This is a genomic window from Tritonibacter mobilis (assembly GCF_001681715.1).
Classification (GTDB): domain Bacteria; phylum Pseudomonadota; class Alphaproteobacteria; order Rhodobacterales; family Rhodobacteraceae; genus Epibacterium; species Epibacterium mobile.
Genome location: NZ_LNWY01000006.1, coordinates 179,403 through 196,674 on the forward strand (window position 1 = coordinate 179,403; position 17,272 = coordinate 196,674).

Consider the following 17,272-nt stretch of genomic DNA (forward strand, 5'->3'; position numbering starts at 1 on the left):
ATGCCGTTAAACGGCGGCAACAGGCTGCGCGATGCATTCTTAGATAAGCGTACCGTTCAGGCTGATACCGGCATCTTCTTCGATCAACACGGTTGCATCGCCAATCACATAGGCGCTGTAGCCATCGACCGTCGATGTGACCTCTGTCGCACCATTCAGCGTGACTTCGTGGTTCACATTCGCCAGCTCATCTGCCCGGATCGTCAGGGTGTCGGAGTTGTTCGACAGATCCTTGATCAGGTCTTCGGTCAGAACAAGGTTGGCCCCGTCCGTGCCGTTTTCGAACACCAGATCAATCGCGTCGATGTTGAACCCGTCCAGACCAGAGAGCAGGCTTGCGCTGGGGTTTTCTTGGTCGATCACCAGGGTCGAGGACTTGTTGCCCGCGTCATCGGTGCTCTGAATGATCAGGTTGGCGCCGTCTGAGATCGGAGTGTCGAGGTCGAGTCTGTCGATCCCAGAAATTCCCGAGGCCGTTTCCGTCGCACCCACCTGTGTCGCGTTACCGCTGCTGTCGAGCGAGTACAGAGACCGGGCATCGCCTGAGTCATCAAGGTAGATGTCGTGGATTTGCCCCGCAATGGCGGTCGTTCCGGCGAATTCTGGCGTGTCATACAGCGTATCGATGCTGATCGGCTGCACAAGCGTGTCGACGTTGCCTGCAGGGTCGGTCGCTGTGACAGTGGCGTTTAGCCCACCTTGCGGGAAGGTACCGATATCATCGCCGTCGACGGTCAGGCTCCAGTTGCCATTTCCATCTACCGTCGCATCATGCGTGGTGCCGTTGATCTCAACCGAAACACTGGACCCCTGCTCGACTGTCCCCTGCAGGGTAAAGCCTTGCTGCATATCCTCAAGGTTCACGTTCACCGTGTCGTTTTGATCCGCGGAGGTGTAGTTCACCACTTCGGTATCCAACGCGACTGTATCGGTGTCGGTTTCGGTGTTGCCAGCATCATCGCTGATCGACGCGGTCACATCCAGATTGTCGGTGCCCTCAGGGATCTCACTTGCGGCAAAGTCATAGGACCAGTTGCCGTTTGCATCCGCGACAGTGGTGCCGCTTGCGGTGCCGAGGGTGACGGTAACAGTCTCGCCTGCGGTCGCGGTCCCTGTGATGGTAACCCCATCCGCACGCTCGTTGTTGTTGATGATGTCGTCAGTCTCGATCGGCGCGTCGCTGAGCTTCACAAAACCTGCGTCGGTGTCGACACGGATAGAGGACGTTGTCGTATCGGTGTTGCCAACCGCATCGGTCGAGGTCACGGAGATCGACGTGTCATATTCGCCATCGGGCAGGGTGCCCGGCTCGTAGGTTACGGTCCAGTTGCCGCTGTTGTCAGCGGTTGTCGTGCGGGTGACACCTTCGATGAGAACCTCAACAGTTGCGCCTGCTTCTGCGGTGCCGGTAATGGCAACGCCTGCGGCAGATTCTGTTGCGTTCACAATGTCATCACCACCGGCAAGACCAGTGTCGATGGTCACTTCGGTCTCAGTGTCCACTTTGATCGTGGAGGCGGCCGTAGCGGTGTTACCCACTGCATCGGTGGAGGTCACGGAGATATCCGCATCATATTCCCCACCCGGCAGGCTACCGGATTCGTAGGTAACGCTCCAGTTGCCGTTGGCGTCTGCGGTTGTGGTCCGTGTCACCCCTTCGACGACGACCTCGACAGAAGAGCCCGCTTCGGCGGTGCCGGTGATCGCGACGCCAGCGCCTGCCTCGGCTGCGCTGACAATGTCATCGCCGCCTGCAAGGTTGCTGTCGATGGTGACTGCGGCTTCTGTGTCGATGGCAATGGTGGACTGCGTGGTGGCGCTATTGCCCGCTGTATCGGTAGATGTCACTGAAATATCAGCGTCATACGTCCCGCCGGGCAGAGTGCCAGTTTCATAGGTCACCGACCAGGTACCATTGCTGTCGGCTGTGGTGGTGCGGGTGACGCCCTCCACGACCACTTCGACCGTCGCGCCCGCTTCGGCGGTGCCGGTGATGGCAACGCCTGCGGCGGCAGCGGCCTCAGCTGCGTTGACGATATCGTCACCGCCTGACAGTCCGGAATTCACAGCGACCGAGGTCTCCGTGTCCACTTCCAACACATCCTGCGTCACGGTGCTGTTGCCGTGGGGGTCTGTGGTGGTGATCTTAATGTCGGTTTCGTATTCGCCGGTGCGAATTTCGTCCGGGGTAAAGGTCAGCGTCCAGTTGCCATCGCCGTCGACGGTGGTGGTGTGGCTGTTGCCTTCGATTTCCAGAGTAACCGTCGCGCCGGGTTCACCGGTCCCGCTGATGATAGTCCCGCTTTCCTGTTCATCGCCATTGACGATGTCATTCACCGACTGAGTGCCTTCGGTGATAACGACCGTTGGCGGTTCCGTGTCGATGTCGATGGTGGGGCCATCGACATCATCATAGGTGGTGCCATCGGGCGCTACGACGTCCACGGTGGTCTCATATACGCCATCGTCGGGCAGGTCGTCGGTCGGGAAATCAACAGACCAAGTCCCGTCGTCACCAACGGTTGTGGTGCCGGTCACGCCGCCAATGTCTACTTCTACGGTGGAGCCGGGCTCGCCCGTGCCAGAGATCGTCACCCCATCCGGGTCACCTTCTGGGACGTCATAGGTGCCATCGGCGTCGTTTACGGTCGGAACGATGGGGCCACCATCTCCACCACCGCCGCCACCGTCTCCGTCACCACCGCCGCCGGCGATGATAGCGGCACCTGCCGCGGCTGCGCCCAGACCGCCGAGGCCACCAAGGAACGGGGCCGCAACCAGCGGCGCAACCACTGGTTCAATACGATCAACGTCAAGGAAGACCATGTCGTCGTAAGCGCTCCACTTGCCAGAAAGGTCAAGCGGCTCATAGCTCGCAAACAACATGCCATCGGCTTTGTCTTCGAGCACAACCTCGATGAAATCGCCTTCATCGCTCAGGAAAAGATTTTTGGGGCCGGAGGCTGCGGTGTCATAAAACCCGTCCAGCTCGACGATCGTACCATCGGCCAGGGTAATATGCAGATCGCGGCCACGCCGGGTGTAGCTCTGCACATCGCTCGGATCGAGGTTGAGAGAGATATCCTTGGCGTCGGTGGTTGAAATGACTGAGGGGGACCCTTCTGCAGAGGTCCCATGCTGATTGGTACCCGAAGCGTTGCGGGTAATAAATGCAACGGTGCTCATGCTTAACTGCTCACTTTATAACGCGCACGCGGTATGAATCACCTCGCGTCGCTTGGTTCATTAGCCTGTATGTGTCTGCCTTATGCCGACTTTGCGGCGTTATTGAGGTTAATATGCATTCAACTTAGTTTACCTGTCCAGACCGTGTTTGGCCCTCGGTGCCCGGTTTGAAGCCATAGCGTGCCTCAAACACCTCACTTTTGGTCAGGCACGCCAATGCGTGTCCTCGATCCCGTAGAAATACTGCAACTCGTTAATATTAGATTAACCATAATTCTGGCGAAAACAGACAGGGCCTGCGGGCGGCTAGCCCATGTATTGCGCTTATTGAGGAGCTGCCTGTTGGGCTGTGTCAAACACGCATGTCGCATAAAATTGAAGCAAAGTGACGTGTAAATTTACCAGCGTTAACCGAAAATATACCAAACTTTGGTATCAAGAGTGGCATATGTAGTGTATGCTACGAATAAAACAGATCCGACGCTAAGCCCCTTGGCAGCGGTGGAATCCCTCCTACCATCAGGTAGAGGCTGGGATGCCGACTGGTAACGCGGCCCAATGCGCCGAGCAGACTCAAATAACAACGACAAACGCGGATACCTTTATGGCCCTCGTCAGGCCGCTCTTTTCGCGTGCAATCCCTGAACCCAGGAGGACGGGTAACGACGTTAACCAGGAGGCGAGACCCCGATGAATAAAGTTGCAGAGCTTTTTGCAGAGGCCTATGGCCAGACGCGCGAGCAGGAAATGTCTTTGCAGGACTATCTCACGGCCTGTCGCGATGATCCCAGCATGTATGCCAATGTCGCAGAACGCATGTTGAAGGCCATCGGTGACGAGGAACTGGTAGACACATCAAAGGACGCCCGATTGGGGCCGATCTTCCAGAACCGGACGATCAAACGCTACTCAGCCTTCAAGGATTTCTACGGCATGGAGGACACGGTCGAACGGATCGTGGGTTATTTTCGCCATGCCGCACAGGGGCTCGAGGAACGTAAACAGATCCTCTATCTGCTGGGGCCGGTTGGCGGCGGCAAGTCATCGCTGGCGGAACGGTTAAAGCGCATTGTCGAGGATCAGCCGATCTACGTCCTCAAAGCGGGCGATCAGATGTCGCCCATCTTTGAAAGCCCGCTGGGCCTGTTTGATCCTGTCCGCATGGGCAAACTTCTTGAAGAAGAATACGGCATTGCCACTCATCGTTTGCCGGGCCTGATGTCACCTTGGGCGGTGCAACGCCTTGATGAGTTCGAGGGCGACATCAATAAGTTCACAGTTGTGAAACTGCACCCCTCGCGCCTGCGTCGCATCTGTGTCGCCAAGGTCGAGCCAGGGGATGAGAACAATCAGGACATCTCCACCCTCGTCGGCAAGGTCGATATTCGCCAGCTGGAGCACTACAGTCAGGACAATCCGGATGCCTACAGCTTTTCCGGTGGTTTGAACCGGGCCACGCAGGGTGTGCTTGAATTTGTTGAGATGTTCAAAGCACCGATCAAGATGCTGCACCCGCTGCTGACCGCCACGCAGGAAGGCAACTACATGGGGACCGAGAGTTTCGGCGCGATCCCCTTTAACGGTCTGATCCTCGCGCATTCCAACGAGAGCGAATGGCAGACGTTCAAGAACAACAAGAACAACGAGGCCTTTATCGACCGGGTGTCGATAGTGAAGGTGCCTTACTGCCTGCGGGTCTCGGACGAGGCGAAGATCTACGAAAAACTGATCCAGAATTCTGAGCTGCGCGAAGCGCCTTGTGCGCCGGAAACCCTCAAGATCCTCAGCCGGTTCTCGGTCCTGACGCGTCTGAAGCCACATGAGAACTCAAATCTCTACTCCAAGATGCGGGTCTATGATGGCGAGAGCCTGAAAGACACCGACCCCAAGGCCAAAACCGTGCAGGAGTATCAGGACCGCGCGGGCGTTGACGAGGGCATGAACGGGGTTTCTACCCGCTTTGCCTTTAAGGTGCTGTCGTCGGTCTTCAACCACGACACCAAAGAGGTCGCAGCTGATCCGGTGCATCTGATGTATGTGCTGGAGGGGATGATCAAACGCGAACAGTTCCCGCAGGAGACAGAACAGAAGTACCTGGAGTTCATCAAGACCGAGCTTGCGCCGCGCTATGAGGAGTTTATCGGCAACGAGATCCAGAAGGCCTATCTGGAGAGCTATACCGAATACGGCCAGAACGTCTTTGACCGCTATATCTCTTATGCGGATGCTTGGATCGAAGAGCAGGACTATAAAGACCCCGATACCGGGCAGCTCTACGACCGTGAGGTGCTGGACGCGGAACTCTCGAAAATCGAGAAACCGGTGGGCATCGCCAATCCTAAGGATTTCCGCAACGAGGTTGTGAAATTTGCTCTGCGGCACCGCGCCAACACCGGCTCGAACCCAGCGTGGAATTCTTATGAAAAGCTGCGCGATGTCATTGAAAAGCATATGTTCTCTCAGGTTGAGGAACTGCTCCCAGTGATTTCTTTCGGGTCGAAGAAAGACAGCAAGACCGAAAGCAAGCATCAGGAGTTCGTCGAGCGCATGCGCGCCCATGGCTACACCGACAGGCAGGTCCGACGCCTTGTTGAGTGGTACATGCGGGTGAACAAGGCGGGCTAACAGGCGGGAGGTGTCTTCATGCACCACTTCATCGACAGGCGCGCAAATCCAAAAGGCAAAAGCTTGGGGAACCGGCAACGGTTCCTCAGACGCGCGCGCGAAAATATCAAGGAACGCGTGGATCGCTCGGTGCGGGAAAAATCCATTGGCAGCGGCGAGAGCGTTCCGGAAAATGGTGAAAAAATCACCATTCCCTCTAAGGGGTTAAAAGAGCCACGTCTATATCATGGCCCCGGCGGAAATCGCCAATACGTGCTGCCGGGCAATAAGGATTTTGTCGTCGGAGATACCATTGACCGACCCCAAGGTGGAGCGGGCGAGGGAGGGCGTAAGGCCTCTGAGGATGGGGAGGGCGATGACGAGTTTTCCTTTACCCTGACGCGGGATGAGTACCTTGAAATCCTGTTTGATGGGCTGGAACTGCCCGATCTGGTGGAAAAGGCCACCGTTGAGACCGAAACCATCGGTACGCGTCGCGCGGGTCTGACCACGGCAGGCACCCCCAATAACCTCAATCTGGTGCGCACCATGCGCAACTCGCTGGGCCGTCGCATTGCCCTGCAGCGCCCCACAACCAAGAGTCAGCGTGAGCTGGAGGCGCAGATTGCCGAGTTAGAAGAATTGGAGGAGCGCTCGCCCAGTCAAGAACAGGTACTGGCGGAGCTCACCGCAAAACTCGACGGCATCAAGCGCAAACGCCGCGTCGTGGGCTACATCGACCCGCTGGATCTGCGGTATGATACCTTTGTGCCGGAAAAAATCCGCAACTCCCGTGCGGTGGTCTTCTGCCTGATGGATGTCTCCGGCTCCATGCAGGAGCGCGAAAAGGATCTGGCGAAACGGTTTTTCCTCTTGCTGCATCTGTTCCTGACGCGCGGCTATGAGCACACCGAAATCGTATTTGTGCGCCATACCCATTATGCGCAGGAAGTGGATGAAGAGACGTTCTTTTACGCTCGCGAAACTGGCGGGACGATTGTCTCTACGGCGCTGGAAAAGATGAAGGAAATCATCGACGAACGCTACCCACCGGATGAATGGAACATCTATGGCGCGCAGGCCTCGGACGGGGAGAATTTCGGCAATGACTCCGTGCGTTGTCGTAAAATCCTGACCGAGCAATTGCTGCCGATGTGCCAGTTCTACGCATATGTCGAGATTGTCGAAGAAAGCGCGCAGATGCTGTTGGACAATACCGAGGCGGGCGAGGACCTGTGGCAGAACTACCGGCAAGTCAAAGAGGCCTGCAGGCATTTTGAGATGCAGCGCGTCTCTGAGCCGGGCCACATTTACCCGATCTTCCGAGAGTTCTTCCTGCCCAAGGTGAAAGGCTGACCCGTATGGAGACCGCAAAAACCACCACCACACCGCTGTTCGATGGGCCAGAGTGGACGTTCGAGCTCTTGGAGAAAGCGCGCGATGCGATTGAGACAATCGCATTGGGTGATTTGGGATTGGACGTCTATCCCAACCAGATTGAGATCATCTCGGCCGAGCAGATGCTGGATGCCTATTCCTGTGTCGGGTTGCCGTTGATGTATCAGCATTGGTCGTTCGGCAAACATTTTGCCCGCGACGAGGCGCTCTATCGCACGGGGCGTCAGGGCCTTGCCTATGAAATTGTCATCAACTCCAACCCCTGCATCAGCTACAATATGGAAGAGAACACCATGGCGATGCAGACGCTGGTGATGGCGCATGCGGCCTTTGGGCATAACCACTTCTTCAAGAACAACTATCTGTTCCAGCAATGGACTGATGCGGATGGGATTCAGGATTATCTGGCCTTTTCCAAAAACTACATTGCCGCCTGCGAGGAGCGCTATGGCTTTGATGCGGTGGAGGAAATTCTAGACGCAGCCCATGCGCTACAGTCGCAGGGTGTTTTTCGCTATGGTCGCCCACCCAAACCGACGATTGAGGAACGCCGCGCCATGCAGCAGTTGCGCGAGGCTTACGAGAAGGGGCAAAGCGCGCTGGATATCTGGACGGATGCAACGCTGGGGCTGAAGCGTGATTCAGACGCGCAAGATGAGGATCTGGATCACTCTGAACGGCGCAAGCGCATGAACCTGCCGCAGGAAAACATCCTTTATTTCCTTGAGAAACACAGCCCTGTGTTGGAGCCGTGGCAGCGCGAAATTCTGCGCATCGTGCGGATGCTGGCGCAGTATTTCTATCCGCAAAAACAGACCAAGGTGATGAATGAAGGCTGCGCGACGTTTGTGCATTACTACATCATCAACGCGCTTTATGATCAGGGTCTTGTGACTCAGGGCGCCTTAATGGAGATGATGCACAGCCATACAAATGTGGTGATGCAGCCAGAATATGACGACCCGCGCTACTCCGGTATCAACCCCTATGCGCTGGGCTTTGCGATGATGCAGGACATTCGCCGCATCTGCGAGGAGCCGACCGAGGAGGACCGCGAGTGGTTCCCGGATATTGCGGGCGATCCTGACTGGCGTGGGGTGCTGCGCAATGCCTGGGCCAACTACCGCGACGAGAGTTTTATTCAGCAGTATCTGTCGCCGCACCTGATCCGCAAGTTTAAGCTGTTCACGCTGACGGATGATGAGACGCACCCAAAGCTGGTGATCAGCCAGATCCACAATCGCGCGGGCTATAAGGCCATTCGCCGCGACCTCGCGAAGCAATATGATCTGGCCTATATCGAACCCGATATTCAGGTGAGCGATGCGGATCTAAAAGGGGATCGCACGCTCAAGCTTACTCACAAAGTGCGCGACAATGTGCATCTGGCCGAGGCCGACCGGGATGAGGTTCTAAAACACCTGCGCCGGCTCTGGGGGTATGATGTGAAGCTTGACGCGGTTGCGGATGGACCACATTAGGCCCCGTAAGAGGTGACAAAGAAAAAGGCGGACTACCGGGGCCCGCCTTTTGCGTTTCAGATCAGTATGATCAGAATTCGACCACGGCGCGGATGGATTTGCCCTGATGCATCAGCTCGAACCCTTCGTTGATCTGGTCCAGCGTCAGCTTGTGGGTGATCATCGGGTCGATCTCGATTTTGCCGTCCATGTACCAATCCACGATCTTTGGGACGTCCGTGCGACCAGAGGCCCCACCAAAGGCCGTACCGCGCCACGAACGGCCGGTGACCAGCTGGAACGGACGGGTAGAAATCTCGGCGCCTGCGGGCGCAACACCGATGATGATGCTCTCGCCCCAGCCCTTGTGGGCAGCTTCAAGCGCGGTGCGCATGACATTGACGTTGCCAGTGGCGTCAAAGGTGTAATCGGCACCGCCGCCAGTGAGTTCAACCAGATGCGCCACCAAATCGCCCTCAACTTCGGAGGGGTTCACAAAGTCGGTCATACCGAATTTCTCGGCCATCTCGACCTTGCCGGGGTTGAGGTCAACGCCCACGATCTGATCCGCGCCAGCCAGACGTAGGCCCTGAATGACGTTCAGACCAATGCCGCCGAGGCCAAACACAATGGCGGTAGAGCCGATTTCGACCTTGGCCGTGTTGATCACCGCACCGATGCCGGTGGTGACGCCGCAGCCGATGTAGCAAACCTTGTCAAAAGGGGCGTCCTCACGGATCTTGGCCAGCGCGATTTCGGGCACCACAGTGTGGTTGGCGAAGGTGGAACAGCCCATGTAGTGGTGGATCGGCGTCCCGTCAGGAAGCGAGAAACGGGTTGTGCCATCAGGCAGGAGACCCTGACCCTGCGTGGAGCGGATCGCCTGACACAGGTTGGTCTTGGGGTTGAGGCAGTAATCACACTCGCGGCACTCGGGCGTATAAAGCGGGATCACGTGATCGCCGGGTTTCAGGCTTTTGACGCCTTCGCCCACCTCGATCACCACACCTGCGCCCTCATGGCCCAGGATCGCCGGGAAGATACCTTCGGGGTCATCGCCAGAACGGGTGAACTCGTCCGTATGGCACAGGCCGGTGGCCTTGATCTCTACCAGAACCTCACCCGCTTTTGGGCCTTCGAGGTTCACTTCCATGATTTCCAGCGGCTTGCCTGCTTCGAGGGCCACTGCGGCGCGGGTCTTGATCATCACTTTGTCCTTCTTCTCAGACTTTTCAGACCGTTACGCCCGCGTTTGGAATGGCAGGGCAGGCGTAAACAAACGGGTCTTGGCTCTTGAGATCGCGGTTGCGACCGTATTTTGCGGGGCCGTTGGGCGCTGCACCAGTGGGTTCAGGGGTACATCACGCCAAGGGGCGTGCGCAACCATCGAAAACCACGGCAGGCGGCGCGTGATAGCGGTCCTCATACCTATAGCGGGCGCATGAGAGGGGAGAGGTGCTCAAAACCGACGCAAGCATAGTGTGCTGCGTCACAAGCACGCCTGCGCTCAAGTTTCCGTGGAGTGGCTTGAGATTGCTTGCAGTCATGTCCATCTTGGGGGAGACGCAGGATAACGCTATAGGCTGTTTCTGCAGCAAGGTTGTGGGAGGCACAGACAGATGAACATCGGTGATGTTGCGGCCAGGTCGGGTCTCCCGGCCAAGACAATCCGCTACTATGAGGACATCGGTCTGATTTGCCCAAATCGCAGCGCCAATGGCTACCGCTGCTTTGAAGAGCGGGATCTGCACAAACTGGCGTTTCTGGGTCGCGCACGCGCGCTTGGCTTTTCGATTGAGGACTGCCGCCTGCTGCTGGGTCTCTACGAGGACGACAGCCGTGCGAGCGCGGACGTAAAGCAGTTGGCGCAGGCGCATCTGAGCAAGATCGAGGAAAAGATCAATGATCTGGAGGCGATGCGCGCCACCTTGAGTGAGTTGATCACCTGCTGTTCTGGCGATAATCGCCCCGACTGTCCCATCCTGAAGGACCTGTCGGGCGAATGTGAAGACGCGGGCTAAGGCCGCCCGCGTTTGATACTCTAAGGTTCTGTTGCATTTACCCCCTGAGGCGTCGCGCAGCAGGGGGCCGTTTTACAATCCGCTGGGCCAGAAGGGATTTGACCAAGCACGCTGGCCTGCTCGATCAATCACCGTGACCCGCAGCCACGGGCTGTCTTGCAAGCGCCCAAGTTCGACGGTCGTGTCCGTCAGGCTTTCACCGCATACATCCATCGTGGCGTTGTTGTCGCCCTGAACGATTACGGTGCTTGCGGCGGAGCTTTTTACGCGGACCTTGTCGCCTTCATACCAGATGCCGTGGATTTCGGGGCCTTGTGAGGCGTAGAATTGCCCGGCTTTTAACGCAGCGAGAAGGTTCTCGGGAGTGTTGGCCGCGGCCTTGACCATGACCCAGCCGCCAAAGGCATCGGGGCCCTTGAAATGGGCATCGTCCGTTGCGATCAGGTTCAATTTGCGCCCTTCGCTCAGCAGCAGTTCGAGTATGGGCATGCCGGTGCCGCGATCCGACAGGGTGTGACAGCCGTGGTTGTAGACCTCCACGGCATGGGCCGCTTCGATGCTGCGGGCGTCGTGCTCGGTCAGGCCAGACCATTGGGGGTGAGCGATGGCGACAAACGCTCCGGCCTCGCGTGCGCGCTGGGCGATTTCGGGGCCGGTTTCCTGCCCATCTACGGGCTGAAAGTCAGGCGTGTGTGAGGGGGCGAAATTTGCGGGTACGCCAACCGCGAGAAGGTGCCACAGCTCGCCATTATCCTGCGCGCCAGAGTGCATTTCGATCCCCAGAAGCGTTGTAAATTGCGCGTCGCGGTAAGGGGTGGTGTCTGTGATCGGATAGTCCCATCGCCCCACGAAGTGATCGGTCAGAGAGATAAAGTCATATCCTTGCGCCTTGTATCGGCGACACACCTCAGCCGGCGGCAGTGCACCATCAGAGACATCGGAATGCGTATGGAGATTGCCACGGTAGAAATTGCCCGGAGCATTGAAGGGAGGAAGCAGCATGGAGTTTTCATCTTTTTAAAACTGTATGCGCCACCGCCTAGCATCACATTGCTACAAGCAGATGACTTTCAGATGACACTGGCGCGGAGAATCGCGGAGCGTCGTTCTCAATATGTTCAAGCGCTGCTGTGACGCCCTGTCCTGAGGGCGCGCGCGTTTAGCGATATTTTTGTGGTGAAAGTTCGAGCAGTCGCCGGTGCAGGGCTGATATCCTGCGCACCGGTTGCCCGACGGCTACTCAAAGTGGTGATGGCGGCGTGTGGTTCTCGACGAAATCGAAGGGGGGACGAAGCGGATATCCTTCACGAGATTAGGGTAGGAGGGGCGTGACTCTTCACCGCAAAATGCATGCAAAAACCCGCATGTTATCAAGGCTTTCCCGTGCCGCGATCCCTCTCTGATTGCATATGAATCATTTTGTTTAGCTACCATAGGTTGTGCGCAATTTACCTTCGTTAAATTCATGATTTACCTGTTTGCACTTTGTTAACTCGTTGCGTTGATGGGGTTTTCTCAAAGGAATTATTTTTTGTTTGTCGGTTTGGGTATTTGCTGTTTTAATGGTTACCGTAAGGCTGCAGGCGCTTATTTATCTGTTTTTTTGCTCTTGTGGTTCGCGTAACTTGTATGGCGAGAGTATCCAATGGTTGTAGTTTTGAAAGTTCGTCAATATGGCGCGTTTGGTGTTTACCGGCCAGACGGAGAACCAATTCAACTTGGCGCAAAACATCAGGCGCTTATGGCTCTGATGATTACCGCCGAAGAAGGCATTCGAACTCGGGCGTTTCTTGAGCATACGCTGTGGAGTTTTGCTCAGCCGGAGCAGGCCAAAGCAAGCCTGCGTACGGCATTGTCTACCCTGCGAAAACACATCGGACCCTCCGCGTCGGCTGCGTTGCGCGCCAACCGGGAACGGGTGACGCTTGATCTCAGCATGATCGAGGTGGAGCAGGACACATCGCGCGGAGAATTCATGGAAGGCTTTGAACTTCCACATGAACATGCCTTTGCCGACTGGTTGTCAGAGATGCGATCGCAGAGTGCAAACACCGCAACATCTGTGCAAGAGCAGCCTTGGGCACCGCGCGACAGAAGCCGCGTCATATTGGACGAATTGCTGCCGTCGATTGCAGTATTGCCTTTTGCCCAGCGCTCGCCGGGTGGGGCGAGTGCGCCACTTGGTGCGATCTTGTCCGAAGAATTGTCACGGCAGCTATCGCGTAGTCAGGCGTTTTCCGTCACATCCTACATGGCGTCCCGGCAATTCAGCATCGAAGAGGTCCGCCCCGCAGAAGTTTCCTCAATTGCCGGGGTCAGTTACCTCGTTTCTGGCTCTGTTTTTGTGAGCGGTCATGATTTCATTTCGCAAATTGATTTGCATGACGCGCATCGTGAAAAAGTCATTTGGTCTCGGGAGTTTCGCGGGAGTCTTTCAGATCTCTTAATGGGGCAGAGCGGGTCTTTGCGTGATGCCACCAGCCAAATTGGCCAAACTGTTGTTGGAGAGGCCGTGCGATTGGTCAGTTTTCGACCGCTTTCCAATCTCGCCAATCATACATTGCTGATGGCTGCAATCGTGATGATGCAGAGCAAACATCACGATCAGTTTGAGAAGTCGAACGAGATCCTCGACACGCTGATGGAACGCGAGATGCACCACCCTGTCGTTCTGACATGGGCAGGCATTTGGCAGGTGATGCGGGTTCAAAAGGGGCTGTCGGACGATCGTCGCAAAAGCACCCTGATGGCGGAGAATCTCGCCAATGCAGCGCTGGCGCAGGACCCGGCGTTCTCTCTGGCTCATACGCTCAAGGGCATGATCGCGAGCTATCTGACGTTTGACTTCGACAATGCGCAATACTCCTACGACAAGGCGTTGCAGGACAACCCAAACGAGGCTCTGGCGCTGTTGTTGAAGGGGGCGACCCGCGCCATGCAGAATCGCCCGGATGAGGGGGTGTTGCTGACAGAGGCGGCGCGCAAACTTACCCCGCTGGGGCCGCAGCGGTACTATTTTGATTCACTCGCAGCCTCTGTGAGTCTTGCGGCACGCGATTACAATCGTGCGATAGAACTGGCAGATCAGTCGCTGCAGGAGAATGACAGCTATCCGTCGACCTTACGTACCAAAGCGATCGCTCTGCAGATGTCGGGCCGCGCACAGGAGGCGCGTGATGTGGTCGAGTGCCTGATGAAGGTCACGCCGGATTTTTCACTGTCGCGCTACATGCAGGAACATGCTGCCGCCTTCACCCCGTCCGGCCCTGATTGGGCCAGCGCGTTGCGGGAGGCAGGTGTTCCAGAATAACGCCTACCCGCCACCACTCAGGCAATGCCCCTTTGGAACCGCATGGTTTTGAAGGGGTTTTTTTGGTGAATATGCGCCCTGCAGGGCCCGAAGTTGTCGGGCGTATGAGCTGGTAACTATGTGTTCTCAAAGAATATCTGAGCATTTTTTGAGAGAGGTGGCATTTTTTCGGAAAAACCCCTTGCAGCCCCTCCAAACTGTCATTAGAAGGCCCCTCACAGACAGTGTTGGGATGTAGCCAAGTGGTAAGGCAACTGTTTTTGGTACAGTGTACCGTAGGTTCGAATCCTACCATCCCAGCCATTTTCTTCCTGAACTAAAAGCGCTTGAGCACCGGATCATCCGGAATATGGCCGCGTTCAAACTCAATACAATCGGCGTTGAATGAGTTGATCTGGCGTTAGATCTGTTCGCAACGGGCTGTGTGTGCCTGCTGCTTTAGCGCACGTCGAACGTCGTGATGGCCAGCGCCGCCTGACCTGAGAGGCTTCCTTGCAGCCCTGCAAAGACATCCTCTGCCAGACGACCATTCCGGTCCCGGATCTGTTGCATGGGACTGCGGCTGGCGATGGCGATGAGCATCTGGGCTGTGTCCCGGCGCGGGCCGGATCGGGTGACGGGGACGTCAAACCGGGTGAAATTACCGGATTGAGACAAAAAGCGCTGCAGATCCTGCACGACGCCATTGTTATCCACCAACAACAACGCCACGTATTTGCCGGCCGTGCCGCGCAATACGCCAGTCAGGCGCGTCCCGCTGGCGACACTGCTCGCATCAAGCCGCAGGCCCAGCCGGGTGGCTGGATAGTCCCGATTGTCCTTGATGTATTCCACTGCCGGGCATTGCCGCGGGTCAAGCAGGGTGCGGGTTTGCCGCAAATCGCTATCCGACTGGGTGAGAACGGTCTCGGAAAAGCGCGAGAACGCGGTGTCCTGAGCAGCCATCATATCGAGGCCGACGCCATCCTCTCCGTCACGACGGGGCAGGGTGAGCAGACATTCCTCCCCGGCGTTGGAGCGAATTTTGCGGATGAGATCACCCACCGCGAGATCCTGCGCACTGGCGGGCGGGCGGGCGGTCGTGGAACCTGTGGAGCGCCCCGGATCGGTGGCACCGCTAACGGGTGAGGGTAGGGCGGTAACAGGCTCCACACTCGCGATCTGGCTGATCACAACGGGTGCAGCCACCGCCGCGCCCGATGTGATCGGAGCGACCGCCACCTGATCGCCAGTTGACGACGAAAGTGCTGTGACAGTTTCCGGGATCAGCGGGCTGGTGTCCTCGGGAATAAGGGGCGAAAGCGGGGCCGTCGGCGAGGTTGGCACCTCTTCAGGGGGAAGTGTTGTGGCGTCTGTCGCTGATGGTTCGGCATCGGGTGAGACCGGATCGGCAATGACCGGAGGGAGCGCTTCGACGGGGAGTGCCGCTGTCGGAGCGGGAGTGAGGGCGGTGAGTTTCTCCACCTCGCTCTCTTCCGGAGAGAGGCGTTCTGCCTCGCCTTCCAGGGCTGCAAGCTGCTCTGGTGTGCTGCTTTCGGTTACAGCTTCAGCGCCAGCCATGCCCTCGCGAAGTTCAAGCCCCGCGAGGGTGTCGGAATCCAGTGGTTGCAGGGTCACGCTGTATCGTGGCTGGTCGGGTGCCACTCCCGGTCCGGTCAGGAAGGGATGTAACCCGCCCAGAAGCAAAGCGCCAACTGCGACATGTGTCACTAATGAGCCGCTACCGGCAAGGAGCCAGTTGGGCGTGTCGGATTGGCCATAGGGGAGGATGCTCACGTGTCTGCCTGCTCGTGGATTGTGACCAATGTGACATTGAGCGTCCCAAAGGGGGGCTGCGCCAGCAGTTCAAGCAAATCGAGCGCCGGTGCCGTGCGTTCCATCAGCACATAGAGTGACTGCCCGCCCTCCAGCATGTCATCAAGCTGAGAGAGCGCTACAGGCTCGCCGTCCAGTAACAGGCTGCCGTCGAGGCGCACCTCCAAGAGCGGGCTGGGCAGTTGTTCTGGCAAAAGCTCCTGTGTCGTCGGAAGGTCTATATCAGTATCCTGCGCAGATATCAGCGACCCGCTGGCGAGAAAGAACAAAAGCAGCAGCAGAACCACATTCACGATGGCCAGCGAGGTGTCGGTCTGCACCCGCTGTGCGCGCGGCGGCAAGAGGGGAGTACGGCGCACCATGGCTATAGCCCCCCAGCGCTGATCTGTACGGCTGTGACCTCGGCAGCCTGTAGATGCGCAAGCACAGTAGCGAGATCCTGCACACGGGCCGATGATTTGACGATCAAGATCACCGACGCAGGGGCGAGATCATCGCCCAATGCGGCAACAAGATCGGGGAGTGTTTCAAACCCGAAAGTTTGCCCTTGGATGACCATGCCATCTGCCCCGATGTTCCAGAGAGGCGCGGAAACGGCGGCGCCACTGGGCAGAGGGGTGTCGGGGCTGGAACCCGCGCCGGAACCGACCCGCTGATCCGAGGCCGCATCGGTTCGGTTCAGTGTCAAAAGCGCGTAGGGTGTGAGGCTCGACGATAGCATAAAAAAGACCAGAAGCTGGAACATCACATCCGCAAGCGACGTCAGCGTGAAGGTCACGCGCCGCTTTCGGACAGGAAGATCAAGCCGGTTGATGTGCATTAGGTCTTAGCCTTGCTGGCGGGCGGACTGATCAACACGCCCGTGAATAGCAGCAGAGATCAGCACTTCGATCAGATTGCGTTCACGCTCAATCCGTGCATCCAGCCAACTGGTCAGAAAATATGCAACAAGTGCGACCGCAAGCCCGGCCGCCGTTGTGGTCAGCGCGGTCCAGATCCCCCCCGCGAGTGCGGCAGGGTCCGCCGCGGCCTGTGTCTGGGCCAGTACCGAAAACGCATCGATCATGCCGATCACGGTGCCCAAGAGGCCCAACATGGGGGCCGCATGCACGGCGATTTCCAGCAGGCGAATACGATCAGACAGGGTTGCAAGCTCTGAGATCGCGGTCTGGCGACCCAGTTCCTCGGCATAGGCTGTTTCACCCGGGCGGGCACGCAGCCCGGTAAAGACTGCGTGCAGGATGCGCGAGAGCACGGATTTGCGCGCTGCCGCCTGTTGCATCGCGGCTTCGGCCTGACCGGAGAGCCATGTGTTGATGATCTGTTCGGCCATCTGCCGTTTGCCAACCCCAAGGCGCGAGAACTGGAGCAGTTTGAAGATAAAGACCGACAGTACGGTGAGGGACATCACGCCCAGCGCTGCAAAAACGACCAGTGTCAGCGGATCAAACATGTCCGCCCGAAAATTACTCATGGGG

Annotated in this window: 12 protein-coding genes and 1 tRNA gene; 6 read left to right on the forward strand and 7 right to left on the reverse strand. The window is 57.5% G+C overall.

All coding sequences use genetic code 11. The annotated features are described in order from the left end of the window. Nucleotides 1-39: 39 nt before the first annotated feature. Nucleotides 40-3,186, reverse strand: coding sequence for an Ig-like domain-containing protein (locus UB90_RS07775; RefSeq protein WP_065324338.1), 3,147 nt, complete (start codon nucleotides 3,184-3,186; stop codon nucleotides 40-42). Nucleotides 3,187-3,876: 690 nt separating this feature from the next. On the opposite strand from UB90_RS07775, the gene UB90_RS07780 reads away from it, so the two are divergent. Genes UB90_RS07780 through UB90_RS07790 form a run of 3 tightly spaced genes read left to right on the forward strand, consistent with a single transcriptional unit; the run spans nucleotide 3,877 to nucleotide 8,669 of the window. Continuing rightward, nucleotides 3,877-5,811, forward strand: coding sequence for a PrkA family serine protein kinase (locus tag UB90_RS07780; RefSeq protein ID WP_009178112.1), 1,935 nt, complete (start codon nucleotides 3,877-3,879; stop codon nucleotides 5,809-5,811). Nucleotides 5,812-5,829: 18 nt separating this feature from the next. After that, on the forward strand, nucleotides 5,830-7,146 hold the full coding sequence (locus UB90_RS07785) for a YeaH/YhbH family protein (protein ID WP_065324339.1): 1,317 nt from the start codon (nucleotides 5,830-5,832) through the stop codon (nucleotides 7,144-7,146). A 5-nt stretch (nucleotides 7,147-7,151) separates the two neighbouring features. After that, nucleotides 7,152-8,669 carry a SpoVR family protein gene (locus UB90_RS07790; protein WP_065324340.1) on the forward strand — a complete coding sequence of 506 codons (1,518 nt, stop codon included), beginning with the start codon at nucleotides 7,152-7,154 and terminating at the stop codon, nucleotides 8,667-8,669. A 70-nt stretch (nucleotides 8,670-8,739) separates the two neighbouring features. Here UB90_RS07790 and UB90_RS07795 read toward each other — a convergent pair whose 3' ends face one another. Next, the gene (locus UB90_RS07795; RefSeq protein WP_039983327.1) at nucleotides 8,740-9,852 is read right to left on the reverse strand and encodes an S-(hydroxymethyl)glutathione dehydrogenase/class III alcohol dehydrogenase; all 1,113 of its coding nucleotides are present in this window, start codon (nucleotides 9,850-9,852) and stop codon (nucleotides 8,740-8,742) included. A gap of 415 nt (nucleotides 9,853-10,267) precedes the next feature. On the opposite strand from UB90_RS07795, the gene cueR reads away from it, so the two are divergent. Next, nucleotides 10,268-10,669, forward strand: coding sequence for a Cu(I)-responsive transcriptional regulator (gene cueR / locus UB90_RS07800; protein ID WP_005623046.1), 402 nt, complete (start codon nucleotides 10,268-10,270; stop codon nucleotides 10,667-10,669). Nucleotides 10,670-10,741: 72 nt separating this feature from the next. Here cueR and UB90_RS07805 read toward each other — a convergent pair whose 3' ends face one another. Then, entirely contained in the window at nucleotides 10,742-11,671 is a 930-nt protein-coding gene (locus UB90_RS07805; RefSeq protein ID WP_065331926.1) for a PHP domain-containing protein, read from the reverse strand. 643 nt (nucleotides 11,672-12,314) lie between these two features. On the opposite strand from UB90_RS07805, the gene UB90_RS07810 reads away from it, so the two are divergent. Both UB90_RS07810 and UB90_RS07815 read left to right on the forward strand, forming a co-directional pair. Then, a complete protein-coding gene (locus tag UB90_RS07810; RefSeq protein ID WP_065324375.1) occupies nucleotides 12,315-13,979 on the forward strand; it encodes a transcriptional regulator in 1,665 nt (554 codons plus the stop codon). A gap of 228 nt (nucleotides 13,980-14,207) precedes the next feature. Beyond that, a tRNA-Gln gene (locus UB90_RS07815) sits at nucleotides 14,208-14,282 on the forward strand. A gap of 135 nt (nucleotides 14,283-14,417) precedes the next feature. Here the strand turns inward: UB90_RS07815 and UB90_RS07820 are convergent. The 4 genes from UB90_RS07820 to UB90_RS07835 are packed head-to-tail and all read right to left on the reverse strand — an operon-like array spanning nucleotide 14,418 to nucleotide 17,268. After that, nucleotides 14,418-15,755, reverse strand: coding sequence for a serine/threonine protein kinase (locus UB90_RS07820; RefSeq protein WP_065324376.1), 1,338 nt, complete (start codon nucleotides 15,753-15,755; stop codon nucleotides 14,418-14,420). Continuing rightward, nucleotides 15,752-16,156 (reverse strand): biopolymer transporter ExbD, encoded by a 405-nt coding sequence (locus tag UB90_RS07825; protein ID WP_065324377.1) that lies wholly within the window; start codon nucleotides 16,154-16,156, stop codon nucleotides 15,752-15,754. Before UB90_RS07825 ends, UB90_RS07820 begins: the two co-directional genes overlap by 4 nt. A 2-nt stretch (nucleotides 16,157-16,158) precedes the next feature. After that, nucleotides 16,159-16,614, reverse strand: a complete 456-nt coding sequence (locus UB90_RS07830; protein WP_065324378.1) for an ExbD/TolR family protein — start codon at nucleotides 16,612-16,614, stop codon at nucleotides 16,159-16,161. Between the two features lie 6 nt (nucleotides 16,615-16,620). Further along, nucleotides 16,621-17,268: a MotA/TolQ/ExbB proton channel family protein gene (locus UB90_RS07835; protein ID WP_227512052.1), complete on the reverse strand. Its 648-nt coding sequence runs from the start codon at nucleotides 17,266-17,268 to the stop codon at nucleotides 16,621-16,623. Nucleotides 17,269-17,272: the final 4 nt, after the last annotated feature.